Origin of the sequence: Citrobacter amalonaticus, from assembly GCF_018323885.1 — a bacterium.
Taxonomy (GTDB): domain Bacteria; phylum Pseudomonadota; class Gammaproteobacteria; order Enterobacterales; family Enterobacteriaceae; genus Citrobacter_A; species Citrobacter_A amalonaticus.
Map to the genome: position 1 here is coordinate 2424388 of NZ_AP024585.1, position 25665 is coordinate 2450052.

22 protein-coding genes and 2 pseudogenes are annotated in these 25665 nt (G+C 53.1%); 12 read left to right on the forward strand and 12 right to left on the reverse strand.

Translation table 11 applies throughout. The annotated features are described in order from the left end of the window. Positions 1 to 18: 18 nt before the first annotated feature. Positions 19 to 3921, reverse strand: coding sequence for an ATP-dependent RNA helicase HrpA (hrpA, locus tag KI228_RS11380; RefSeq protein WP_061070081.1), 3903 nt, complete (start codon positions 3919 to 3921; stop codon positions 19 to 21). A 201-nt stretch (positions 3922 to 4122) separates the two neighbouring features. Between hrpA and azoR the strand changes: the two genes are divergently transcribed. Beyond that, positions 4123 to 4728 carry an FMN-dependent NADH-azoreductase gene (gene azoR / locus KI228_RS11385; protein WP_043000613.1) on the forward strand — a complete coding sequence of 202 codons (606 nt, stop codon included), beginning with the start codon at positions 4123 to 4125 and terminating at the stop codon, positions 4726 to 4728. A gap of 36 nt (positions 4729 to 4764) precedes the next feature. Here the strand turns inward: azoR and KI228_RS11390 are convergent, their stop codons facing one another. From KI228_RS11390 to KI228_RS11410, 5 genes are all read right to left on the reverse strand, one after another. Beyond that, a complete protein-coding gene (locus KI228_RS11390; protein WP_043000612.1) occupies positions 4765 to 5175 on the reverse strand; it encodes a GFA family protein in 411 nt (136 codons plus the stop codon). Positions 5176 to 5189: 14 nt separating this feature from the next. Then, complete coding sequence (locus KI228_RS11395) at positions 5190 to 6065, reverse strand: aldo/keto reductase family oxidoreductase (RefSeq protein ID WP_043000611.1); 876 nt, start codon at positions 6063 to 6065, stop codon at positions 5190 to 5192. Between the two features lie 114 nt (positions 6066 to 6179). Beyond that, the gene (locus tag KI228_RS11400) at positions 6180 to 6503 is read right to left on the reverse strand and encodes a YdbL family probable chaperone protein (RefSeq protein ID WP_043000610.1); all 324 of its coding nucleotides are present in this window, start codon (positions 6501 to 6503) and stop codon (positions 6180 to 6182) included. Between the two features lie 7 nt (positions 6504 to 6510). Further along, the gene (locus KI228_RS11405; protein WP_416246402.1) at positions 6511 to 6693 is read right to left on the reverse strand and encodes a YnbE family lipoprotein; all 183 of its coding nucleotides are present in this window, start codon (positions 6691 to 6693) and stop codon (positions 6511 to 6513) included. 8 nt (positions 6694 to 6701) lie between these two features. Then, positions 6702 to 9338, reverse strand: coding sequence for a YdbH family protein (locus KI228_RS11410; RefSeq protein WP_141227534.1), 2637 nt, complete (start codon positions 9336 to 9338; stop codon positions 6702 to 6704). A gap of 555 nt (positions 9339 to 9893) precedes the next feature. Between KI228_RS11410 and KI228_RS11415 the strand changes: the two genes are divergently transcribed. Beyond that, positions 9894 to 10883 carry a 2-hydroxyacid dehydrogenase gene (locus KI228_RS11415; protein ID WP_042318863.1) on the forward strand — a complete coding sequence of 330 codons (990 nt, stop codon included), beginning with the start codon at positions 9894 to 9896 and terminating at the stop codon, positions 10881 to 10883. 109 nt (positions 10884 to 10992) lie between these two features. Next, entirely contained in the window at positions 10993 to 11412 is a 420-nt protein-coding gene (gene hslJ / locus KI228_RS11420) for a heat shock protein HslJ (protein ID WP_054176219.1), read from the forward strand. Positions 11413 to 11422: 10 nt separating this feature from the next. Here hslJ and KI228_RS11425 read toward each other — a convergent pair whose 3' ends face one another. After that, positions 11423 to 11695: a putative hemolysin gene (locus KI228_RS11425; protein ID WP_043000605.1), complete on the reverse strand. Its 273-nt coding sequence runs from the start codon at positions 11693 to 11695 to the stop codon at positions 11423 to 11425. Between the two features lie 156 nt (positions 11696 to 11851). Next, on the reverse strand, positions 11852 to 12202 hold the full coding sequence (locus KI228_RS11430) for a C40 family peptidase (protein ID WP_141227535.1): 351 nt from the start codon (positions 12200 to 12202) through the stop codon (positions 11852 to 11854). Between the two features lie 738 nt (positions 12203 to 12940). Here KI228_RS11430 and nifJ point away from each other — a divergent pair. From nifJ to uspF, 4 genes are all read left to right on the forward strand, one after another. Beyond that, positions 12941 to 16465: a pyruvate:ferredoxin (flavodoxin) oxidoreductase gene (nifJ, locus tag KI228_RS11435; protein WP_061070078.1), complete on the forward strand. Its 3525-nt coding sequence runs from the start codon at positions 12941 to 12943 to the stop codon at positions 16463 to 16465. A gap of 356 nt (positions 16466 to 16821) precedes the next feature. Continuing rightward, the gene (gene ompC / locus KI228_RS11440) at positions 16822 to 17946 is read left to right on the forward strand and encodes a porin OmpC (protein WP_043000602.1); all 1125 of its coding nucleotides are present in this window, start codon (positions 16822 to 16824) and stop codon (positions 17944 to 17946) included. 156 nt (positions 17947 to 18102) lie between these two features. Beyond that, positions 18103 to 18315 carry a KTSC domain-containing protein gene (locus tag KI228_RS11445; protein ID WP_043000601.1) on the forward strand — a complete coding sequence of 71 codons (213 nt, stop codon included), beginning with the start codon at positions 18103 to 18105 and terminating at the stop codon, positions 18313 to 18315. Positions 18316 to 18396: 81 nt separating this feature from the next. Beyond that, complete coding sequence (gene uspF / locus KI228_RS11450; RefSeq protein ID WP_043000600.1) at positions 18397 to 18831, forward strand: universal stress protein UspF; 435 nt, start codon at positions 18397 to 18399, stop codon at positions 18829 to 18831. A 70-nt stretch (positions 18832 to 18901) separates the two neighbouring features. Here the strand turns inward: uspF and KI228_RS11455 are convergent, their stop codons facing one another. Together KI228_RS11455 and KI228_RS11460 are read right to left on the reverse strand one after the other, a co-directional pair. After that, entirely contained in the window at positions 18902 to 20095 is a 1194-nt protein-coding gene (locus KI228_RS11455) for a zinc-dependent alcohol dehydrogenase (RefSeq protein ID WP_061070077.1), read from the reverse strand. Between the two features lie 33 nt (positions 20096 to 20128). Next, complete coding sequence (locus KI228_RS11460; protein WP_061070076.1) at positions 20129 to 21037, reverse strand: SDR family oxidoreductase; 909 nt, start codon at positions 21035 to 21037, stop codon at positions 20129 to 20131. 378 nt (positions 21038 to 21415) lie between these two features. Here KI228_RS11460 and KI228_RS11465 point away from each other — a divergent pair, with 378 nt between their 5' ends. From KI228_RS11465 to cydB, 4 genes are all read left to right on the forward strand, one after another. Continuing rightward, positions 21416 to 21601 carry a con-10 family general stress protein gene (locus KI228_RS11465; protein WP_043000597.1) on the forward strand — a complete coding sequence of 62 codons (186 nt, stop codon included), beginning with the start codon at positions 21416 to 21418 and terminating at the stop codon, positions 21599 to 21601. 92 nt (positions 21602 to 21693) lie between these two features. Next, positions 21694 to 22191: a YciE/YciF ferroxidase family protein gene (locus KI228_RS11470; protein WP_061070075.1), complete on the forward strand. Its 498-nt coding sequence runs from the start codon at positions 21694 to 21696 to the stop codon at positions 22189 to 22191. Between the two features lie 85 nt (positions 22192 to 22276). Next, complete coding sequence (locus tag KI228_RS11475; protein ID WP_061070074.1) at positions 22277 to 23683, forward strand: cytochrome ubiquinol oxidase subunit I; 1407 nt, start codon at positions 22277 to 22279, stop codon at positions 23681 to 23683. Continuing rightward, positions 23683 to 24693 (forward strand): cytochrome d ubiquinol oxidase subunit II, encoded by a 1011-nt coding sequence (gene cydB / locus KI228_RS11480; RefSeq protein WP_044257787.1) that lies wholly within the window; start codon positions 23683 to 23685, stop codon positions 24691 to 24693. The genes KI228_RS11475 and cydB overlap by 1 nt, the downstream gene beginning before the upstream one ends. A 33-nt stretch (positions 24694 to 24726) precedes the next feature. On the opposite strand, the gene KI228_RS11485 is transcribed toward cydB, so the two are convergent. Together KI228_RS11485 and KI228_RS24515 are read right to left on the reverse strand one after the other, a co-directional pair. Then, positions 24727 to 25245 (reverse strand): 2-oxo-tetronate isomerase, encoded by a 519-nt coding sequence (locus KI228_RS11485; protein WP_061070073.1) that lies wholly within the window; start codon positions 25243 to 25245, stop codon positions 24727 to 24729. Between the two features lie 11 nt (positions 25246 to 25256). Further along, positions 25257 to 25361: pseudogene (locus tag KI228_RS24515) on the reverse strand (DUF421 domain-containing protein); the annotation flags it as partial. Positions 25362 to 25450: 89 nt separating this feature from the next. Between KI228_RS24515 and KI228_RS24295 the strand changes: the two are divergent. Continuing rightward, positions 25451 to 25660 (forward strand): annotated as a pseudogene (locus KI228_RS24295) (site-specific integrase); the annotation flags it as partial. Positions 25661 to 25665 lie beyond the last annotated feature (5 nt).

Consider the following 25665-nt stretch of genomic DNA (forward strand, 5'->3'; position numbering starts at 1 on the left):
TTGCCATCCGGTACTGAATTACCCGCTAATCTGCTCCATCGCCTGCAGGATACGTTTATCCGAAATGGGATACGGCGTTCCCAGCTGTTGGGCAAAATAGCTGACCCGCAATTCTTCAATCATCCAGCGGATCGCTTTCACCTCCTCGTCTTCGCGTCGCGCCGGCGGCAGTTTGTTGAACCACTGCTGCCAGGCCTGCTGTACGCTTTCGACTTTCAGCATCTGCGCGCGATCGCGATGGGGATCAATCGCCAGTTTCTCAAGACGTTTTTCAATCGCCTGCAAGTAACGCAGCGTATCGCCAAGACGACGGAAGCCGTTGCCGGTGACAAATCCGCGATACACCAGTCCGCCCATCTGCGCTTTGATGTCGGAAAGCCCCAACGCCATCGTCATGTCCACGCGCCCCTTCAGGCGTTTATTGATATTAAAGACGGCGGTCAGGATCTGTTCGACCTGCTTCGCAATCTCCACAACCGTCTCATTCAGCTCGGCACGAACCTTCTCATGCAGCGCGGCAAAACCCTCTTCCGTCCAGACCGGACCACCGTTAGCATCAATCAGCTTATCCACGCCGCAGGAAATGCAGTCGTCAATCAGCTCCAGCACTTTGCCGTACGGGTTGAAGTACAGACCCAGCTTGGCTTTATTCGGCAGCTTCTCGTGCAGATATTTGATCGGCGACGGGATGTTCAACAGCAACAAACGGCGTAAGCCAGACCACATCGCCTGCTGTTGCTCCAGCGGATTATCAAAGAGTTTGATCGCCACGCTGTCGCGCTCATCCACCAGCGCAGGCCACGCTTTGACTTTGTAATTGCCACGTTTTTGCTCGTAGCTTTCCGGCAGTTGCCCAAAACTCCAGATGTGCAACCCGCTCTGTTCAATGCCATCATCGGCCACCGCCGAGAGCGTCTCCTGCACTTTTCCTTTCAGCCGGTCTTTTAGCTCCTGTAGCGAGCGCCCTTCATCCAGCTTCTTGTTTTTATCATCCACCACCCGGAAGGTGATTTTCAGATGATCGGGCACCTGATCCCAGTGCCAGTCCTCGCGGTCAACCGTCACGCCTGTCATCCGACGCAGCTCACGCTCCAGCGCGTCCAGTAGCGGCAGCTCCAGTGGCGTCACGCGGCCTAAAAACGCCTCGGCATAGTTTGGGGCCGGAACAAAGTTACGCCGCACCGGCTTCGGCAGCGATTTAATCAGCGCAATCACCAGTTCGCGACGTAAGCCCGGGATCTGCCATTCAAAACCATTTTCGTCGACCTGATTCAACAACGGCAGCGGAATATGTACCGTCACCCCGTCCGCATCCGCCCCCGGTTCAAACTGATAGCTCAACCGCAGTTTCAGCGAGCCCTGATGCCAGAAGTTCGGGTAATCCAGCTTGCTGATGTTGTCCGCGCCCTCTTTGATCAACATGCTCTTTTCAAAATTGAGCAGGTCCGGCGTCTCGCGACTGGTCTTCTTCCACCAGTTATCAAAGTGACGGGCAGAAATGACATCATGGCTGATGCGCTGGTCGTAGAACTCGAACAGCGTCTCGTCGTCCACCAGAATGTCACGGCGACGCGATTTATGCTCCAGTTCTTCCACTTCGGCACGCAGTTTGAGGTTTTCGCGGAAGAAAGCATGACGCGTCTGCCAGTCGCCCTCCACCAGCGCATGGCGGATAAACAGTTCACGGCACAGCGCCGGATCAATCTGGCTGTAGTTCACCTTACGCGCTGCGACGATCGGCAGACCGTAGACGGTCACCTTTTCCGTCGCCATCACCGCGCCCTGCGCCCGCTCCCAGTGCGGTTCACTGTACGAGCGTTTAATCAGATGCTGAGCGACCGGTTCCACCCACTCGGGATCGATGCGTGCTGCAATGCGCCCCCACAGACGGCTGGTTTCCACCAGCTCCGCAACCATTGCCCACTTCGGCGGCTTCTTGAACAAGCCGGAACCGGGGAAAATCGAAAAACGGGCATTACGCGCGCCGGTATATTCCTGCTTATCGGCATCTTTCATGCCAATATGCGACAACAGCCCGGTCAGTAGCGCAATATGGATCTCGCGGTATTCCGCCGGTTCGCTGTTCACCGGAATACCCAGCTCTTTTACCACCTGACGCAGTTGGGTGTAGATATCCTGCCACTCACGCACGCGCAGATAGTTCAGATAGTCGGTCCGGCACAGGCGACGAAACGCGTTGGACGACAGCGCTTTTTGCTGTTCGCCGAGGTAATTCCACAGATTCACAAAGGCAAGGAAATCGGACTCTTTATCGTGGAAGCGACGGTGTTTTTCATCAGACGCCTGCTGTTTGTCCATCGGGCGTTCGCGCGGATCCTGAATCGACAGCGCCGAGGTAATGATCATCGCCTCGCGCACGCAGCCATGTTTTTGCGCTTCCAGCACCATGCGTGCCAGGCGCGGATCCACCGGCAACTGGCTCAACTGGCGCCCCAACGGCGTCAGTTTATAGGCCGTCGCCTGTTCATCTGTGGTAATCGCACCCAACTCTTCCAGCAAACGCACGCCGTCCTGAATGTTGCGCTTATCCGGCGCTTCGACAAACGGGAACGCGGCGATATCGCCCAGCCCCAGCGCCGTCATCTGCAAAATGACCGACGCCAGGTTGGTGCGCAGAATCTCCGGGTCGGTAAACTCCGGACGCGACAGGAAATCATCTTCAGAATAAAGACGAATGCAGATGCCTTCGGATACACGACCGCAGCGCCCTTTACGCTGGTTGGCGGAGGCCTGCGATACGGGCTCGATCGGCAAACGCTGTACTTTGGTGCGGTAGCTGTAGCGGCTGATACGCGCCGTACCAGGGTCGATCACATATTTGATCCCCGGTACCGTCAGCGAGGTTTCCGCCACGTTGGTCGCCAGCACAATGCGCCGCCCGCTGTGCGACTGGAAGACGCGGTTCTGTTCGCTATTCGACAGTCGCGCATACAGAGGCAACACTTCCGTATGGCGCAGGTTGAGTTTATTCAGTGCGTCGGCGGTATCGCGGATCTCGCGCTCACCGCTCATGAAGATCAGGATGTCGCCGGGGCTTTCACGCCCCAGCTCATCTACCGCATCGAAAATGGCCTGCAACTGGTCGCGTTCGGTGTCATCGGCCTCTTCAACGATCGGTCGATAGCGGACTTCCACCGGAAAGGTGCGCCCAGACACTTCAATAATCGGCGCATTGTTGAAATGCTTCGAAAAACGCTCCGGATCGATGGTCGCGGAGGTGATGATAATTTTCAGATCCGGACGGCGCGGCAGCAGTTCTTTCAGATAGCCGAGCAGAAAATCGATATTCAGGCTACGCTCATGCGCCTCATCGATAATGATGGTGTCATACTGCATCAGCAGACGGTCCTGCTGAATTTCCGCCAGCAGGATACCGTCGGTCATCAGCTTCACCATCGTGTTATCGCTGACGTGATCGTTAAAGCGCACCTTATAACCAATGCACCCGCCCGGCTCTGTCTGCAGCTCTTCCGCGATACGGTTCGCCACCGTTCGCGCCGCCAGACGACGCGGCTGGGTGTGGCCAATCAGCCCTTTCACTCCACGCCCCAGTTCCATACAGATTTTCGGGAGCTGAGTGGTTTTCCCCGAGCCGGTTTCCCCGGCCACGATCACCACCTGATGGTCGCGAACGGCGTCGAGGATCGCCTGTTTTTTCTGACTGACGGGCAGGTTTTCCGGGTAAGTAATCTCTGGTCGCGCCGCTTCACGTAGCACAACTTTACCTGCTGCCTGTTCAATCTCTTTCGCCATCTCCTGGTAAATGGCTTGTTGTGCATCAGGATTTTTAACCTTCTTCACACCGTGCAGGCGGCGCGAAAAGCGCTGCCGATCGCGCAGCATTAATGAATCTAACTGCTGCTGTAAGGCATGAAAGGATAATTTTTGTTGTTCTGTCATAGCGTTAAAAGGCAGAGCACTGCCTGGTTAAATCTCTTCTAAATGATAGGTATAGAGTACCACATCAGCACATTTTGTGTGTTGTTCAATAAATTCGAACATAGGATTCGATATATTGCGCTTTCTCTGCGACAGGATTGTGAATAAAGTGTCAACAAGCAACGGGGCACAGCCCATTCAAACACCTATAAGGAAACACCCATGAGCAAGGTATTAGTTCTCAAATCCAGTATTCTGGCAGGGTACTCTCAGTCTGGTCAGTTGTCTGATTATTTTGTTGAACAGTGGCGTGAAAAGCACTCTGCTGACGAAATCACCGTCCGTGACCTGGCTGCTAATCCGATCCCGGTACTGGATGGCGAACTGGTGGGTGCCCTGCGCCCGAGCGACGCGCCGTTGACGCCTCGTCAACAGGACGCACTGGCGCTCTCTGATGAGCTGATCGCTGAACTGAAAGCACACGACGTGATCGTTATCGCCGCGCCGATGTACAACTTTAACATCCCGACGCAGCTGAAAAACTATTTCGACCTGATTGCACGTGCTGGCGTGACGTTCCGCTACACCGAGAAAGGGCCGGAAGGTCTGGTGACCGGTAAACGTGCAGTGATCCTCTCCAGCCGTGGCGGTATCCACAAAGACACCCCAACTGACCTGATTGCGCCGTACCTGAAAGTCTTCCTCGGCTTTATCGGCATCACCGATGTGAACTTCGTGTTCGCAGAAGGGATTGCCTACGGCCCGGAAGTGGCGTCTAAAGCGCAGTCTGACGCCAAAGCCGCCATCGATAGCGTGGTTGCAGCGTAAGTTCTCCCCCTCCCGCTCCGGTGGGAGGTTTTTTTATCACTTCGCCTGATAACGCAAATATCCCACCACGCCATTACTCGCACCATCACTCGGATGATTCACCCCGTCAGTGACTTCCACGCAGGCAAAATCAAACGGCGACACATTCTCAATGCATGCCACGTTCACGCCATACTGATCCGGACTGGAACGTCGCTGGTGGAAAGTGTAAATCCCACACACTGAACAGAAAAAGTGCCTTGCTGTGCCGGTATTGAAACGATACTCCGTCAGTTTATCCTGCCCTGAGAGAACCGTTATCCCCATCAACGGCGCAGAAACAACCACCGCACCGCGCATCCGACAAAATGAACAGTTACAACGCCGGATGGTATTAAACCCATCGCTAAGTTGAACGGTAAATTTGACAGCCCCGCAGTGACATTGTGCATTTCGTTTTTCAGTCATGGTCAACCTCCGCCTCATGCCTTTTGCGCAATACTGTCCAGGGTCGCCAGCACTTCCGCTGAAAGTGTCAGATCCCCTGCCGCCATGTTTTCATGCAGATGCGTCACTGAAGAGGTACCCGGTATCAGCAAAATATTCGGTGAGCGATGGAGCAACCATGCCAGCGCAACCTGCATTGGCGTTGCATTCAGGCTTGCGGCCACGTCGGAGAGCGTTGAAGACTGTAGCGGCGTAAACCCGCCCAGCGGAAAAAAGGGAACGTAAGCAATGCCGTCTTCCGCCAGCGCGTCGATCAGCGCATCATCCTGACGATGGGCGATATTGTACTCATTTTGCACACAGACCACCTCTGCGATACTGCGCGCTTGCGCCACCTGGCTGGCAGTCACATTGCTCAGACCGATGTGTCTGACCAGCCCCTGCTGCTGAAGCTCAGCCAGCACGCTGAAACTCTCTTCAATGGAACCTTCATGCGGGCCGTGCCCCTCGCCCAGCATAATGCGTAAGTTAACGACATCCAGTACATCCAGACCCAGATTGCGCAGATTATCGTGAACCGCCTGCCTGAGTTCCGCTGGCGAGAATGCCGGTAGCCAGGAGGCATCGTCTCCACGGCGGGCACCGATTTTCGTGACAATCACCAGATCGTCCGGATAAGGATGCAACGCTTCGCGAATGATTTGATTGGTAACGTGCGGACCGTAAAAATCGCTGGTATCAATATGATTGACGCCCAGCGCGATCGCTTCCCGAAGCACCGTCAAGGCAACATGACGATCGCGCGGTGGACCAAAAACCCCAGGCCCCGCCAGTTGCATCGCCCCATACCCTATGCGTTTGACCTGCCGGGAACCGAGAGTAAACGTTTCTGTGATGCCGTGACTTGCCATAACTGCCCCTTCTGCTGAATAGCGCGTAAGAAAACAGAGTATAGAAACTTACCCTGCAAATTATTACGCGTCACCCAACAAAAAGGAAAAACCGCAGACGGCAATGTGAAATGATTATTTCCGCAACCACTTCCCGTTAATGCCCTGGACATATTCTCCTGGTTTCGCCCGCTCGACCAGTTTCTGTCCGGCCATTTTCGCCACTTCATCGACCGGGATGTTATGACTCTCGGCCAACTGTTGGTAGCTGGCGCTGCGTGCTTTGTTGATCTCACTGACCAGCGCCAGCGTCTGCGCATCCTGTTTCAGCGCCACCAGATAACCATTGAACGTTTCACCGACCCGGCCCTGGGTTCTGGCCTCATTTAACGTCAGCGCAAAGGCACTGCCACTCAGCAAACTCAGAATGAGCGCCGCCAGAATAAAGGTTCTTTTCATCATCACCTCAGAACAAGTCGCTGCGGGATTTGAGCAGGCTTTCAACGTCCTTATCCACTTTGATATGAATCTCATGCTCAATTTTGACGTTCATATTAATGGTGATGGGCTCTTTTGGCGCCGCGACTTCAATGCGCGGCGTGCAGCCCGTTACGAACCACAGCGGGAAAAGCGCCAGCACGGCTATCATTGTTTTCATTAAGGTTCCTCACATTCCTTGCCTTGTTGACAGGTTTTTTCCGGCAGCGCCGCATTTTGTTCAAGCCATGCCTGGAGATTGTCGCCAAAGCGCAGACTGCGCCACAGCGTAAAGACATTCTCTTCGTGGGTATAGTTGAGATTCACCGTACCGACCTTGCCATCCACATGGCTGTTGCCACGAATTTGCGCCTGCATCGTCAATACGCCCAGATTGTCCAGATTGATTTTGGTCCATGAATGGGCAATCTCCATATACCGCAACCAGTTGATGGCCGCCCCTGCTGCCATGTTGTCTTTTACCACCGCATCGGCGGTGTCTTTATCGATGCGCAGCGTCATCGGACCCGGATTGGTTAACCAGCCATCTTTGATAATCCATTTCTCATCGTTCAGCCACAGAGGGAGCGCACCGCTCACCGGCCCGGACATGGCAAACTGTTTCGGATTTATTGCGCTGATAAGTTCGCTTGAGGAGATATTTTGCACCCGCACCAGCGCCGGATCGTGCTGCGGCATGCGCAGTTGTTGCATGGAAACCTTACCGCCCAACACATCCACATTCACGTCAGTCAGTAGCAGCGGAGCAGCTTCACTCCACGGATAAGCGCCTTCCAGATCGGCGGTGATATTGGTAGCAGTCACCTGGTTGACGACTTCGGCAATGCGTAGCGACACCGGTCCGCGCGTGCCCAGTTGCCACGCGCCCTCACTAAAGCGGAACGGCAATACAAAATCGACGCCGTTGATCTGGTTATCCGGCATCCAGGCGCTGCCGCCTTTCAAGACGCCGTGACCACCGGCCTCGAATCCTTGTTCTGCCGCTGCCGAAAACGCCACCTGGGCATACAGTTCGCCCTCACGTAATTTCATTTTCCACTCTGGCGGCACCAGCGGCTGGAACACCTTCAGTGACTGTTTTGGCCACCAGGCCTGGCCTCGTAAACGTAAGCCATCCCAACGACCGTTTAACCGCACGGGGCCGATCGCCCCGGCATGCAAATCGCCTTTGAACTGGAAAAAAGTTGGATCGCGCCCCTCCACGCTGAACTTGAGCGTTGAGGGCGGCAAAACGCTGCCGCCGGAGAAATGGGTTTCTCCGGCATCGAACGAGAGCGCCCCACTGAACCGGGGATGTGCGGCATCACGCACCCATTCGACCGGTTTATCCATGATTAAACGGGGTGTTTCAACTTTCATGGTGCCGTACTGAAGCTGATCAAATCCCGTAGACAAATCGGTCAGCGTGATGGTGTTGTCATGCCATTCACCTTTGCCTGCCACATCCCATTTCGCGTGCATCGGGGTAAAACTGCCCTCGCCCCAGTAGCGCCACTGCCAGCGCCCCGCATCGGGCAGAAAATCATTCGCCAGACCGTCCAGATGCAGAACGAAATCCCCCATCTGATTCTCATGGGCGCGCAGAATCGCCTGCAATCGTCCGTCCACGCCACGCTGCGTGACCTTCACGCCCGCCAGCGGCCAGCGAATTTCGTCAATATCCAGTGAGTCGATGACCCGTCCGCGCGAGCGCAGCAGCGCGCCTGGTTCAAACGCCAGCTCCGGATCGGTCAGGCTGCCGGTCAACCGGGCAGGTAATCTGGCATAGAAAATCAGATCATCCTGCTTGGCTTCGCCAGTCAGTTGCAGCGGCATCGCGCTGTTGTCCATGCTCAGTTTTCCCGGTCCAAACGAAAGCACGGCGTTCCCTTTCCCCGCCTCCCCCTGGGTCAGCACATTAAACCGTCCGCTGATCACCGCGTTCTCGGTGCCTTCCTGCCAGTTCTGCACCTTCACGCCCAGACGCCCGCTGAGGGGAAACCCCTGATAAGGCCACGACCAGCGTCCGTCGCTGATGGTTAACTGCTGACGCGTGAGTTCCCACGGCAGGTCAAGCAGCGGATCGGCATTATCCCGTGCCATTACGATGAGCTGCCCGGCATTCTCACGCCACTCCAGTTCCGCATCGACCAACGATGACTCCTGCGGCAGACTGAGCGTGGCAACGGTGTGTCCGCTCACCGGCAGTCCATCCGGCACCAGCGGCATCGTGAACTCACCAACCAGTTTGACCGGCGGTTGGCCTTCAAACGCCATGACATCAAGCTCACTCACCGTCAGCGTCTGACCGCGCAACTGCCCCTGAAACTTCACTTTATCGCCCTGATAACGCAGTTGCTGGAGCGAAGGGGTCAGCGAAACGTTCAGTTTGCCCTGCCACACCTGCCAGGGTGAAAGAATAACGTTGTCGATGGTGATCCAGGTATTGGGCAGCATGGACTGCCATTCCGCGAGAGTGCGCGGCGCCGCGGGAGATTGTTCCGTTTGCGGCAGTTTTGCCAGACAGGCAGAATCGAGTTCCAGTGTGCCAATATCCAGTTGCCAACGGCTGGGATGCGACAACCAGGCCTGACTGACCCTGGCCAACTGGCAATCATCAACCAGATAGCGAAGTTCAGGAATATGTAAACCGTGGCGCGTGAATCGGGGACTATCATCCAGTGCAATGCGCGTTCCAACTGGCAGCCAGATGCCCGCCAGCGTCGGAACCCACCACCCCAGCGTCATCACCAGAGTCAACGGCACGAGGATCACGAGTAAGAGAAGCGCCAGAACGGCTTTATATTTACCCTTCATGGGCAGTTAATATCCTGATTTAGCGAAAAATTAAGCCGAATTAGGCCGTTATTGTGTCATGTTTAGTTAACCATGCCCAGATTAAGAATAGATGCTCCAGGGTGACACACAAACTTTTCACCATCGTTAAGATCAGAAAGTCAGATAAATTACAGAGACTTATCAGATAAATCTAAAGATTAATAGCGGGCAATAGCCGACAAACTATTGCCCTCTATTCTGCAATCTGGCCCGGATAATGTGAAAGTCAACGGCCGTAGAAAGTGAGTAAATCGTTCGGTTGAAATGCAGACTGTTGCACAGGAACATATTGATATTAATCGATGTTGACGCCATATCAGTCGTATCCTGACGAACAACGGGCTGTCTGTGTCACCGAAACAGAGGTGTGGAGCAGCACTGTCACCTGCTGAAATCTGCAATCGATACACTGAACGAACAATCTATTGATGCTCTAGAATTATTCATTATAGGTATCACTTTCAATAATATTTTATGTTTTGTAAAATAATTTGAATTCGATAATTGTGATTCGATATCACTGGAGAAAGACTTATGAAACTCGCCGTCTACAGTACAAAACAGTACGACAAAAAGTACCTGCAGCAGGTTAACGAAGCCTTTGGTTTTGAACTTGAATTCTTTGATTTTCTGTTGACGGAGAAAACGGCTAAAACCGCTCATGGCTGCGAGGCGGTTTGTATTTTCGTGAACGATGATGGCAGTCGCCCGGTGCTCGAAGAACTGAAAAATCATGGCGTTAAGTACATTGCTTTGCGTTGCGCGGGGTTCAATAACGTCGATCTGGATGCGGCAAAAGAGTTAGGTCTGCAGGTCGTTCGTGTCCCGGCCTATTCTCCGGAAGCCGTCGCGGAACATGCGGTGGGCATGATGATGACGCTGAACCGCCGTATTCACCGCGCTTATCAGCGTACCCGTGATGCCAACTTCTCACTGGAAGGATTAACCGGCTTCACGATGCACGGAAAAACGGCGGGGGTGATTGGTACCGGGAAGATCGGCATCGCGGCCCTGCGTATTCTGAAAGGCTTTGGAATGCGTCTGCTGGCGTTTGATCCGTACCCCAGCGCAGCTGCGCTCGAACTCGGCGTGGAGTATGTTGATTTGCCGACGCTGTTCGCCGAATCCGATGTGATTTCACTGCACTGCCCGTTAACGCCGGAAAACTATCACCTGCTGAACCATGCCGCGTTTGATCAGATGAAAAATGGCGTGATGGTAATCAACACCAGTCGTGGCGCCCTGATCGATTCTCAGGCGGCGATTGAAGCGCTGAAAAATCAGAAAATAGGTTCACTGGGGATGGACGTTTACGAAAACGAGCGCGATCTGTTCTTCGAAGATAAGTCGAACGACGTTATCCAGGATGATGTTTTCCGTCGCCTGTCGGCCTGTCATAACGTCCTGTTTACCGGGCATCAGGCTTTCCTCACCGCTGAAGCGTTGACCAGTATTTCTGAGACTACGCTGCAAAATTTACAACAGTTAGCGAACGGAGAAACCTGCCCTAACGCCCTGTTCTGATCCGCCGCCTTCCTGTTCGCAGGAGGGCATTTCAGAATTTCCCCAAAGCCACTGGCGATGAAATAGGTATGCTGTCGGTGGCGATTACGTTTAAATGCAGAGAGTTAACATGAAGAAGGTCATAGCGCTGGTTGCGCTGAGCCTGCTGGTTGCAGGTTGTGTAAGCAACGGAAAAGTATCGGTCAGCCGTGAGCAATTACAGCATCACCGCTTTGTGCTGGAGAGCGTAGACGGTAAACCGGTCAATGCAACGGGTCATCCGCTTGAACTGAGTTTTGGCGAAAAGATGATGATTTCGGGCAATATGTGTAATCGCTTCAACGGTCAGGCATCACTTTCTGACGGTGCATTGAAAGTAAAAGAGATGGCGATGACCCGAATGATGTGCGCCAATCCCCAGCTCAACGAGCTGGACAATACCCTCAGCACCATGCTGAAACAGGGCGCACAAGTAGACCTGACCGCCAACCAGCTCACCCTGGCCACAGCGGAACATACGTTAAGCTATAAGCTTGCCGATTTAATGTAGTAATGGGTGCTTAATAGCTACCACAGCTTCCCGCGGCGAGGGATTGTTCACTGCAACGTTTGCCGTTGGGAAGCGCGCACATACCAATTGCCGATCCGTCTAACTGACGGGCAACGGAAAGTGAACCGCCTATCATGGCGCAATTTGCCTCACCGGAACTGGTCATCGATGCTTTTAAACCCGGTGCGACATGCGCTGCTGTCGCCTGCTGAACAGGTTCATTGTCACTGCTGCAAGCCGACAACAATAACGCGGCACATCCTACCCAAAACGCTGCGCGCATTTGACTCCCCTCATATTCTGTAAGCGTAAACAAGCCGCACTAATAATAGGCATCCGAATCCGTCGCGTCGAGAGTCAAAACGCGCAATTATGCGGCCTCGCCGCATTTTATTGTGCTTTTTCCCCTGGATTGGGATCCCATAGGCCTGTTCTGTCGTTATGCGCTCACCCGGCGAGCGGTCAAATAGTGCGCCTGCCAGTACTGATTCGACAAATGTGACATTGTCACGCCTTGCGAGCTGGAGGCATGTATAAAGGAGTCATTGCCGATATAAACGCCAACGTGATGCACGTTCGGCTCCGTCTTAAAAAACACCAGATCGCCGACTTTCAGCTCACGCTGACTGACTTTCTGCCCCATACGACTTTGCTCCTGCGCGGTACGCGGCAAGCGTCTATGGATAACCGAGGCAATAATTCTGCGCGTGAACGCCGAACAATCAATACCATTGCGACTGTCACCTCCCCAGCGGTAATCGGTTCCTCTCCACTGCGCAAATTCACTCATAATGCGATGCTTAAGCTGCGCTTTCTTATTCTGAACAGGCGCTTGTGAAAAGTGCCCTTCAGAATAAGAGAGTGGCGAAAAGGTATTGGCTCCCCAGTTTTTGGTCTGAATTTTCACAAAGGCAAATGACGACGATGAGGCGGAAATAAGTAAAGTAAGTAATAAAATTCGTAACATAACCTAATCAAAACAATTAAATACCTGAACACATCCATACTTTTGGCGCACGAAAAAAGTTATCAATAATGATAAATAAAAGAGTTATTTTTGTTTTAACGTCTATTCACGATAACAAGAGTATCGACCTTCAATAACGCAAAGGTTTACAGGCTCTTCCCGTCCTGAATTGCGCTCAGTATAGGCGCGGGCGGCCTGACACCGAACTTAAAAAGTCTTATTAAGAAATTCACATCATGACGATAATGGCGAGGATAATAAATTCATTAAGGAAATCCTTAAAGAAAATCTCACTCCACTTTTGGACAATATGTTTTTAATATCGCCTGCCTCGCAGGCAATAACCAACTCATAACAAAAAAGCACAATTAAATATACAACCCGGTGTTACCTACCGGGCAATAAAATTGTCATTGTTTTTGCGAGCTTTGTGTCAATTTGTGCACTCGAAAGTGGCACAACTTCTAGGGAATACAGGAAAGTCCTATACTAGAGAAATAACTATCAGGACGCTAAGTGGTTTCCTGCGTCCCTCTTTTTTGCGCAATGTAAGGGTGTCATATGATTACTATTGACGGTAATGGTGCAGTCGCTTCGGTGGCGTTTCGTACCAGTGAAGTTATCGCCATCTACCCCATTACGCCCAGTTCAACGATGGCTGAACAGGCTGACGCCTGGGCAGGCAACGGGCTGAAAAACATCTGGGGAGATACACCGCGCGTCGTCGAAATGCAGTCGGAAGGCGGTGCAATAGCGACCGTTCACGGTGCGCTGCAAACCGGCGCGCTTGCCACCTCCTTTACCTCTTCACAGGGGTTACTGCTGATGATCCCCACGCTGTACAAACTGGCGGGACAATTAACCCCCTTTGTACTGCATGTCGCCGCCCGTACCGTGGCAACCCACGCGTTGTCGATTTTTGGCGATCATTCAGACGTCATGGCGGTCCGCCAGACCGGCTGCGCCATGCTGTGCGCCGCAAGCGTACAGGAGGCGCAGGACTTCGCGCTGATCTCGCAAATCGCGACCCTGAAAAGCCGGGTTCCCTTTATTCACTTCTTTGATGGTTTCCGCACTTCGCATGAAATCAACAAAATCATCCCGCTGGCAGATGACACGATTCGCGGCCTGATGCCGCAGGCTGAAATTGATGCACATCGCGCCCGGGCGCTCAACCCAGAGCACCCGGTGATCCGCGGCACCTCAGCGAATCCCGATACGTATTTCCAGTCCCGCGAGGCGACCAACCCGTGGTATGACGCGGTATACGATCATGTCGAACAGGCGATGAATGATTTCGCTGCCGCAACCGGTCGTCAGTATCAGCCGTTCGAATATTACGGTCATCCGCAGGCCGAACGGGTCATCATTCTGATGGGTTCTGCTATCGGCACCAGCGAAGAAGTGGTTGACGAACTGCTGACGCGCGGCGAGAAAGTCGGGGTGCTGAAAGTCCGCCTGTTCCGCCCCTTCTCAGCTAAACATCTGCTGCGGGCCTTGCCTGAATCCGTCCGCGCGGTTGCCGTGCTCGATCGCACCAAAGAACCGGGTGCCCAGGCCGAACCCCTGTATCTCGACGTGATGACCGCGCTGGCGGAAGCATTCAACGGCGGTGAGCGTGAAACGTTGCCGCGCATGATTGGCGGCCGTTATGGTCTCTCGTCAAAAGAGTTTGGCCCGGACTGCGTGCTCGCGGTCTTTAATGAACTGCGCCAGGCAAAACCCAAACCGCGCTTCACCGTTGGTATCTACGATGATGTCACCAACCTGTCGTTGCCATTGCCTGATAACACCTTGCCGACGACGGCGAAGCTGGAAGCACTATTTTACGGTCTCGGCAGTGACGGCAGCGTTTCGGCGACCAAGAACAACATCAAGATCATCGGTAATTCAACGCCGTGGTATGCCCAGGGCTACTTCGTGTATGACTCCAAAAAGGCAGGCGGTCTGACGGTGTCTCACCTGCGCGTGAGTGAACAGCCGATCCGCTCTGCTTACCTGATCTCACAGGCCGATTTTGTCGGCTGTCACCAGCTGCAGTTTATCGATAAATACCAGATGGCTGAACGACTGAAGCCTGGTGGTATTTTCCTGCTGAATACGCCGTATCCCGCAGATGAGGTCTGGTCACGCTTGCCACAGGAAGTACAGGCGGTACTGAACCAGAAGAAAGCGCGTTTTTACGTCATTAATGCGGCGAAAATCGCCCGTGAATGTGGCCTGGCGGCACGGATTAACACCGTCATGCAGATGGCGTTTTTTCATCTGACTCAAATTCTGCCGGGCGATAGCGCGCTGGCTGAACTTCAGGGGGCAATTGCCAAAAGTTACAGCAGCAAAGGTCAGGACCTGGTGGAACGCAACTGGCAGGCACTGGCGCTGGCGCGCGAGTCTGTTGCTGAAGTGCCGCTGCAGGCGGTTGATCCGCACAGCGCCCACCGTCCTCCGGTGGTGTCTGACGCCGCGCCTGATTTTGTGAAGACGGTGACCGCGGCAATGCTCGCGGGGCTCGGCGATGCCCTTCCCGTCTCTGCGCTACCGCCCGACGGCACCTGGCCTATGGGTACCACCCGCTGGGAGAAACGCAACATCGCCGAAGCGATCCCCATCTGGAAAGAGGAGCTTTGCACTCAGTGTAACCACTGCGTTGCGGCCTGCCCGCACTCGGCTATTCGTGCCAAAGTGGTTTCGCCGGAAGCAATGGAGAATGCTCCCGCCAGCCTGCATTCGCTGGATGTGAAATCACGCGATATGCGCGGACAGAAATACGTTCTGCAGGTCGCGCCGGAAGACTGCACCGGCTGTAATCTGTGTGTGGAAGTGTGCCCGGCGAAAGACCGTCAGAATCCGGAAATCAAGGCCATCAATATGCTGTCGCGCCTTGAGCACGTCGAAGAAGAGAAAGTGAATTATGACTTTTTCCTCAGTCTGCCGGAAATTGACCGCAATAAACTCGAACGCATTGATATTCGTACCTCTCAGTTGATTACGCCGCTGTTTGAATATTCCGGTGCCTGTTCCGGCTGTGGCGAAACGCCGTATATCAAGTTACTGACCCAACTCTATGGCGACAGAATGCTGATTGCCAACGCCACGGGGTGTTCGTCAATTTACGGTGGGAACCTGCCTTCCACACCGTACACAACCGATGCCAATGGGCGCGGTCCCGCATGGGCAAACTCGCTGTTTGAGGATAACGCAGAGTTCGGTCTGGGCTTTCGTCTGACTGTCGATCAGCATCGCTTACGCGTGCTGCGTCTGCTCGAACAGTTTGCCGACCAGATCCCGGCTGAACTGAACGACGCTTTACATACCGATGCGACCCCTGACGTGCGTCGTGAGCAAGTTGCCGCGCTGCGTCAGCATCTGAAGGATGTCGATGGTGCACGTGAACTGCTCACCGACGCCGATGCGCTGGTTGAAAAATCCATCTGGCTGATCGGCGGCGATGGCTGGGCCTACGATATTGGCTTCGGCGGGCTGGATCATGTAATGAGCCTGACTGAAAACGTCAATATTCTGGTGCTGGATACGCAGTGCTACTCCAACACGGGCGGTCAGGCCTCGAAAGCCACACCGCTTGGCGCGGTAACGAAATTTGGTGAGCACGGCAAACGGAAGGCGCGTAAAGATCTGGGCGTCAGCATGATGATGTACGGTCATGTCTATGTCGCACAGATTTCGCTCGGGGCGCAACTCAACCAGACCGTGAAGGCGATTCAGGAAGCGGAAGCGTATCCTGGTCCGTCGCTGATCATCGCCTACAGCCCGTGTGAAGAACACGGCTATGACCTCGCACTGAGTCACGATCAGATGCGTCAGTTGACGGCGACCGGCTTCTGGCCACTCTACCGCTTTGACCCACGTCGTGCGGATGAGGGCAAATTGCCGCTGGCGCTGGACTCTCGCCCGCCGTCAGATGCGCTGGCAGAGACATTACTCAACGAGCAGCGTTTCCGTCGCCTGAATGCGCAGCAACCAGAAGTGGCAGAGCAGTTATGGAAGGACGCCGCGGCCGATCTGCAAAAACGCTATGACTTCCTGGCGCAACTGGCCGGTAAAGCGGAGAAGACCAGTACTGACTGATCGGAGGGTTCACGTCGGCCAAAAAAAAGCCCGAACATCTGTTCGGGCTTGTCAATTTCTTTGTCGGCAAATCAGTACGCGTTGCATTGGACCAACAAAAAAGCAGTATGTGACAATAAAGGCATATAACGAACGAAGAATATCGCACTGGATTTATTTTGTATAATTTTTATTTTATATGCTTTATGCAATTATATTCACACCAATTATTGTCATTTCGATGGAATTATTTATTTAAGGTTTCACTTAAGACGTAACAATTGATACTTATCTCTTTACGGAACTTCTCCTTTAGCATGTTTTTACTCCCCAACAGAGGGAGTGAAAGCTAAATATAAAACTAAAGGATTACTGCGATGAAAAGAAAAGTACTGGCCCTTGTCATCCCTGCCCTGTTAGCAGCAGGCGCAGCACATGCTGCTGAAGTTTATAATAAAGACGGCAACAAATTAGATCTTTATGGCAAAGTTGATGGTCTGCATTATTTCTCTGATAATGCCAACAGTGATGGCGATCAAACTTATGTTCGTATGGGCTTTAAAGGTGAAACACAAATTAATGATCAACTGACCGGTTACGGTCAGTGGGAATATCAGGTTAACGCCAACACTACCGAAGGCGACCACGGCAACAGCTTCACGCGTCTTGCTTTTGCTGGCCTGAAATTTGGTGAATACGGTTCATTCGACTACGGTCGTAACTACGGCGTGATGTATGACGTGGAAGGCTGGACCGATATGCTGCCTGAATTCGGCGGCGACTCCTACACCTATTCCGATAACTTTATGGTAGGTCGCACCAACGGTGTTGCCACTTACCGTAACACGGACTTCTTCGGTCTGGTAAACGGTCTGAACTTCGCACTGCAGTATCAGGGTGCCAACGAAGATCAAATCACCAATGAGCAGGAAGGTACTGGCAACGGCGGCGATCGTACTGTCCAGAACTCCAACGGCGACGGTTTCGGTATCTCGTCGACCTATGACTTCGGAATGGGCGTTAGCTTCGGTGCAGCCTACACCACCTCCGACCGTACCAACGAGCAAGTCAATGCGGGTGGCCGCGTCGCGGGTGGCGATAAGGCAGATGCCTGGACAGCGGGTCTGAAATATGACGCCAACAACATTTATCTGGCTACCATGTACTCTGAAACCCGTAACATGACCCCGTACGGTGATGACGGCGTAGCAAACAAAACCCAGAACTTTGAAGTGACGGCGCAATACCAGTTCGACTTCGGTCTGCGTCCGGCGGTGTCCTTCCTGATGTCAAAAGGTAAAGATCTGACCGGTCAGGGCAATGACGACAGCAAAGATCTGGTGAAATACGCGGATGTTGGCGCGACTTACTACTTCAACAAAAACATGTCCACCTACGTTGATTATAAAATCAACCTGCTGGATAACGACGACAACTTCTATTCTCGTAACAATATTAATACCGATGACGTCGTCGCACTCGGTATGGTCTATCAGTTCTAAGCCCTTCTGCCCGCTGGTATCGGCGGGCTTCTGCCCTTTCCCTCACCGTCATAACCCATTCGTTTTGCCTATAACAAAATGCGATATCACGAAGACTAAAATCCCCGTGGGTTAAATGATATATTCATGGTATGACCTGCCGTCGAGGATGCCGCCATGAACCATCAGCCTGTAAAATCATCACGAATTGCCTCCGTCGGCTATGACGAGAAATCCTCAACGCTGGAAATCCGTTTCTACCAGACCGGTGTTCTGCAATATCGCGGTGTTCCTGCGCATATATACCGAAATTTTCTTTCTGTGGTCTCAAAAGGCCGATTTTATGACGGCGTTATTAAGGGAAAGTACCCGGAAATCAAAAGCAAATAATGTTGAATTGTGATCTTTGTCATTGTACTGAATCGGTGATAAGACGTTACACTTTATAGGGATACTCAAACAGGAGGTTTAATGAACAGAACAATTCTTGTACCTATCGATATTTCAGACTCAGAATTAACTCAACGTGTGATTAATCATGTCGAAGCCGAGGCGAAAATTGACGATGCTCAGGTTCATTTCCTGACCGTCATTCCGTCTCTGCCTTACTATTCTGCACTGGGCCTGGCCTACTCTGCGGAGTTGCCTGCCATGGACGATCTGAAAGCCGAAGCGAAATCTCAACTGGAAGAGATTATCAAGAAGTTCACTATCCCGTCGGACAGAGTGCAGATCCATGTCGTTGAAGGCTCGCCAAAAGATAAGATTCTGGAAATGGCGAAAACACTGCCTGCGGATATGGTGATTATCGCATCCCACCGTCCGGACATTACCACCTATCTGTTAGGGTCGAACGCCGCTGCCGTGGTACGCCATGCAGAGTGTTCCGTTCTGGTCGTACGCTAGCATTTTCAGCCCGCACATCGCTGCGGGCTTTTCGTTGTGCCATAACCGGTGTTGCTGATCAATCCACGCCTCAGACGGTGGCCTTTTCTTGCGTCAGACCAGGCACCAGAATCACTTTTCGACACGCCTCTTCACGCTTTTCAAATATTTCGTAACCCCGCGCGGCCTCTTCGAGTGGCATATGGTGAGTCACGATTTCTTCCGGTGTCAGTAGCCCCTGTTCAATGAGACTAAGCAGATCCGGTAGATAAGCATGCACGTGGGTCTGACCCATTTTGAAGGTCAGTCCTTTGTCAAAGGCATCACCAAACATGAATCCATGAATAAAACCGGCATACACGCCAGGGACGCTGACGACCCCACCACGGCGCACAGCGGCGATACATTGCCGGAGCGCTTTACCGCTGCTGCCTTCAATTTTCAACGTGCTCAGTACGGTTTCTGTCAGACTGCCCTTCGCCTCAAAACCGACAGCATCAATCACCGCATCCACACCGCGATGTCCGGGCGTGTTATCAATGATCCATTCTGCCGGATCGTCGTTTTTATCAAAATTAATCGGGATCGCGCCGTAACGCTGATGCGCAAACTCGAGCCGGTAGTCGTTATGATCAATGATAAAAATATGCTCCGCACCGTTCAGCCGGGCACAGGCGGCGCAGAGTAAACCCACCGGGCCCGCGCCAAAGATAGCCACGCTTGAACCCTGCCTGATGTCGGCATTCTTCACCGCTTGCCACGCTGTTGGCAAAATATCTGACAGAAAAAGCACCTTTTCATCCGGCAATGTATCCGGCACTTTGAAGGGGCCGGCATTCGCCTTCGGGACGCGGACAAATTCTGCCTGCCCGCCGGGGATCCCGCCGTAGAGATCGCTGTAGCCAAACAGCGCGGCGGGCGGCGTGATGTTTTTACGGTTCAGGGCTGCACCTTTACCGCTGTTGGTATTTTCGCAGGCGGCATATTGATGCAGATGACAGAAAAAGCACTCACCACAGGCGATGACAAAAGGTATCACCACCCGATCGCCTTTACTGACTGCCGTCACCTCCGGACCGGTCTCCACCACTTCGCCCATAAACTCATGACCAAAAATATCGCCATGATGCGTACCAGGGATTTTGCCGCGGTAAAGATGCAAATCCGATCCGCAAATGGCGGTGGCGGTCACGCGAAGAATAATATCGTCCGGCGCCTCAAGGCCCGGATCGGGCACAGAATCAACGCTAACGTGATGCGGGCCATGATAAGTGAGTGCTTTCATTCACATTTCTCCTGTTGGCTGGCAAACCGCGCTTTATAAGGTCCCGGTGCCACCGTCTGAACACCAGACCTGACCGGACGTGTAGCTGTTCTCTGGTGCCGCCAGCGTGACATACAGCGGTGCGATCTCCGCCGGTTGACCGGGTCGACCAAGCGGGGACTGCGCGCCAAATTTCTCGATTTTTTCCTGTGGCTGACCTCCGCAGCACTGCAACACCGTCCAGTAGGGACCCGGCGCGACGGCGTTAACCCGAATCCCCTTCGGCGCCAGTTGTTTCGCCAGCGATTTGGTGAAGACGGCGATCGCCGCTTTGGTTTGCGCATAATCCAACAGGATATCGCTCGGTTCGTACGCCTGGACTGAGGTGGTGTTAATGATCACACTGCCCGATGAGAGATGACGAAGTGCAGCCTTCGTAATCCAGAATGTCGCGTAAACATTGGTCTTGAACGTGGCATCAAACGCTTCGGTAGTGAGATCGTCAATTGACTCACAGAATTGCTGGCGCCCCGCGTTATTCACCAGGATATCCAGCCCGCCTAACGCATCTACCGCCTGGTTAACCAGCGTCTGGCAGAAGGTTTCATCGCGGATATCACCCGGAATCGCGGCCACGTTCCTGCCTGCTTTTTGAATCAGTTCAACCACTTCACGGGCATCTTCTTCTTCATCAGGTAAATAATTAATTGCCACATCGGCACCTTCCCGCGCATAAGCAATCGCCACCGCGCGACCAATACCGGAATCGCCCCCAGTGATTAAGACTTTCTTGCCATTAAGCCTGCCGCTCCCTTGATAGCTCTCTTCGCCATGATCGGGACGAGGCTGCATTTTACTGGCAAGTCCTGGAAAAGGTTGTTTTTGGTGCGGAAATGGCGGAGCCGGAAAATGCTCAGAATGCGTTTTATTGGTGATCTGCTTTTGATTATTCTGGTCAGCCATGCGTTTACCTCTCGTTATTTTTCCTACGGACTTTTAAGCGTAGAACAAAATTGGCGAGAAGGTTCTCAAAGCCGTCTGAGTGATTAATTTTCGGTCATTCAAACGCCGCCTCTTAATGAATACTGTTTTATTCTGAAGACTATTTTTTTAATCGCCCTGCGCTCAGACAGTTACATACCAACATTTACAAAACCCCCATAAAATAAGCGAGGCGGGTGTTTTCGATAATATATTGAAAAGTAACCCGTCAATTTTTTCTGATTTTCTGTGGAAATTTGACTCCTCGCGGATAGCCGCTAACTTTAAGCCCTGAACAACGACGGATACAAATTACATTTTTGTATCTGACTGACATAACCGATATACAAGAGGTGAGATATGGCAGAGCATCGTGGTGGTTCCGGTAATTTCGCAGAAGACCGTGATAAAGCATCTGAAGCGGGTAAAAAAGGCGGTCAGCACAGCGGCGGGAACTTCAAAAACGATCCGCAGCGTGCATCCGAAGCAGGGAAAAAAGGCGGTCAGAACAGCCATAGTGGCGGACGTAAGTCTGATAACTCCTGATTGTAAGACTGCTTTAGCCTTTAATAAATAAAGTGTCCTGCGGGTCTGTCTGTAGACTCGCAGTTATTTTTTCTGAACCGGGAGAGGATGTTATGAATATGAAAACGCTCGAGGATGTTTTCATCCATTTACTTTCAGACACCTATAGCGCGGAAAAACAATTAACCCGTGGTCTGGCGAAACTGGCCCGCGCGGCCTCTGACGAAAAACTCAGCGCCGCGTTTAATGCGCACCTGGAAGAAACTCAAGGGCAAATTGCGCGTATAGACCAGATAATCGAACAGGAACCGAAGATTAAGATTAAACGCATGAAATGCGCAGCGATGGAAGGCTTAATTGAAGAAGCCAATGAAGTCATCGAAAGTACAGAAAAAAATGAAGTTCGCGATGCTGCATTAATTGCGGCCGCCCAAAAAGTTGAGCACTATGAAATTGCCAGTTACGGCACGCTGGCAACCCTCGCCGAACAGTTGGGCTATCCCGCCGCGGTAAAACTTCTGGCGCAAACGCTTGAAGAAGAAAAAGAAACCGATTTGAAATTAACTGACCTGGCGGTCGGTAATATCAATAAAAGTGCGGAGAAACGATAACCGCGCCCGAGGTTATTGGTTGGTAAGAAAAAACAGTTTTGTTGCGCTCTGCTTATGGCAGCGCTTTGTCATGGGGTAGCATACCGTGCCTGAACTTGATGCTTTTCATCTGGCCCGTTTTCAGTTCGCCTTCACTGTCTCTTTTCACATTCTTTTCCCGGCGATTACCATCGGGCTGGCCAGCTATCTGGTGGTACTGGAAGGAATGTGGCTGCGCACGCACAACAACCTCTGGCGTTCGCTTTACAACTTCTGGCTAAAAATCTTTGCCGTCAATTTTGGCATGGGCGTCGTTTCCGGTCTGGTGATGGCCTACCAGTTCGGCACAAACTGGAGCGGATTTTCCCAGTTTGCCGGCAGTATTACCGGCCCACTGCTGCTTTACGAAGTGCTCACCGCCTTCTTCCTGGAGGCGGGTTTTCTGGGCGTGATGCTGTTTGGCTGGAACAGAGTTTCTCCAGCGCTGCATTTTTTCACCACCTGCATGGTGGCACTGGGAACGCTGATGTCCACTTTCTGGATCCTCGCGTCAAACAGCTGGATGCAGACGCCGCAAGGTTTCAGCATTGAAAACGGTCACGTGATCCCGCAGGACTGGATGGCGATCATTTTCAACCCCTCCTTTCCGTATCGTCTGTTCCATATGTCGATCGCCGCCTTCCTGAGTAGCGCGATGTTTGTGGGAGCCTCTGCCGCCTGGCATTTACTTCGCGGCAACGACACGCCGGCCATCCGCAAAATGTTTTCCATGGCGATGTGGATGGCGTTAATCGTCGCGCCGATTCAGGCGGTGGTCGGCGATATGCACGGTCTCAATACCCTTGAGCATCAGCCGGTAAAAATCGCCGCTATCGAAGGCCACTGGGAAAACACACCCGGCGAGGCTACGCCGCTCTTGCTGTTGGGGATGCCGGACATGGAAGAGGAGCGCACAAAATACGGTCTGGAGATCCCGGCGCTGGGTAGTCTGATCCTGACCCACAGTCTGGATAAACAGGTTCCTGCGCTGAAGGATTATCCCAAAGAAGATCGCCCTAACTCCCCTGTTGTCTTCTGGTCGTTTCGTATCATGGTGGGCATAGGTTTACTCATGATTGCGCTGGGTCTCTGTAGCGTCTGGCTGCGCTGGCGCCAGCGCCTGTATCAGTCTCGCCCGTTCCTGTGGTTTGCGCTGGGAATGGGCCCTGCCGGACTACTGGCGCTGTTAGCGGGTTGGGTCACGACGGAAGCAGGACGTCAACCGTGGGTGATCTACGGATTCTTACGCACCCGCGATGCGGTGTCATTACACAGCACGATGCAAATGGTCATCAGCTTGCTGGTCTTTATCATCGTCTACTGTGCTGTTTTTGGCGTGGGCTATTACTACATTTTCAGGCTCATTCGCAAAGGTCCGCAACCTGTCAGTGAACTGACGTCACAAACGGATGGCACCCCGGCTCGCCCCCTCTCGGCGGCAGAACCGGTGACGGATGAAGAGGAGAAGGTGTAATGGGTATCGATATCACCGTAATGTGGTTTGTCATCATTATCTTTGCCACCCTGATGTACATCGTGATGGATGGTTTCGATCTGGGCATTGGGATGTTGTTCAGCGTGGTTCACGACGCTGGTGAGCGTGACGTGATGGTAAACAGCGTGGCACCCGTCTGGGACGGTAATGAGACCTGGCTGGTGCTCGGCGGCGCGGGCCTTTTTGGCGCGTTCCCGCTGGCCTATGCGGTGATCACCGACGCACTGGCGATTCCGCTGACAATGATGCTCATCGGTCTGATTTTTCGTGGCGTGGCCTTTGAGTTTCGTTTTAAGGCGACCCCTTCCCACCGACCATTCTGGGATTACGCCTTTGCCGGCGGTTCGCTGCTCGCGACATTCAGCCAGGGCATTGTGGTGGGCGCGGTGATTAACGGCTTCGAGGTGACAGAACGCCGTTTTGCGGGTTCAGCACTGGACTGGCTCACCCCCTTCAACCTCTTTTGCGGCGTCGGCCTGATCGTCGCCTATCTGCTGCTCGGCACCAGTTGGCTGATTATGAAAAGCGAGGGTTCGCTGCAAGCGCGAATGCGCGTTCTGACCCGTAAAGTCCTCCTCGCCCTGTTGGGGGTTATTGCGGTGGTGAGCGTCTGGACGCCGCTCGGCTGGCCCGCTATCGCCGAACGGTGGTTTACCCTGCCCAATTTCTTCTGGTTTGTCCCGGTGCCCATTCTTGTACTGGTATTGAGCCTGTGGATTTGGCGACTGAGCGCAGAGATGAACAGCCATGCGCGACCCTTTATTCTGACGCTGGGTTTGATTTTCCTCGGCTTCAGCGGGCTGGGCATCAGCTTATGGCCGCATATTATCCCACCGCATATCACGCTGTGGGAGGCGGCAGCACCGCCTGCCAGCCAACGGTTTATGCTGGTGGGAACCCTGCTGATTATCCCGGTCATTTTGATGTACACCGCCTGGAGCTACTTTGTTTTCCGTGGCAAGGTTTCCGGGGGTGAAGGCTATCATTGAGCGTCAGATCGCAGAGCGTATTGATCACTGGGGTCAACGCCCCTCCCAGGCAGAGATCTCTTCCAGGAGTACTGCAAGGCTGAAACGGACTGCTTTTTCGATAACATCCTGACACTCACCAGAAAAAAGCTCGCGCTTTGTGACAATCTCGCCGCGGAGATTCCACGCAAACCAGACCGTTCCGGCGGGCGTTCCGTCTTCCCCACCGTCCGGACCGGCGTACCCACTGATGGCAATGCTGATATCGGTCCCGGCACGCTCGCGTATGCCCGTGGACATCTCTTTGACCGTCTGTTCACTCACTGCGGTATATTTTTCCAGCGTACTGGCCTGTACGCCGAGCAGTGTCTGCTTCGCCCTGTCACTAAAGGTAATAACGCCAATATCATAAAAGGCGGCGGTATCGGATTCCGCACAGAGTGCCGTCGCCAGATTACCGCCGGTGCAGGACTCAGCGGTGGTTAACGATAATCCTCGGTCAATGAACATATTGGCTAGCTGTTTCGTGAGTTCGCCGGTGGTTTTCGCTTCGTTATAGGCTGCTTCATTCATCCTTCTTCTCCTTAGCTTTCATCAGGAATAACGGAAATATGATCATTACGCTCCAGAATGGCGTATTGACTTTTTGCGGGCTCCGTAATGCCCTGATTCTGTCGCACCGTGACCAGGCTAATCATCGTCAGCGTCGCACCAGTGACAGAAAATCATTGTCTGACCAGAATTCAGAAGTAAGTTTAAGCCGTTTACCGTCGGACGTGTAAAAGGTGCTGGTATTCGTCGCCGTAATCCGTACCATACGCGACATACTTTTGCCTGTAGGCTTCGCTCAACCGAAGCGTTCACGTCTTTTATTGCAAACCCGATGGGGCATGAAACGCGCGCAGGTGGTATATGAAATTGACGTAGCCTGAATCGACGTATTGACGACGAGCAGACTGCCAGGCGAAACGCAAAACTGGCACGGTGATACGC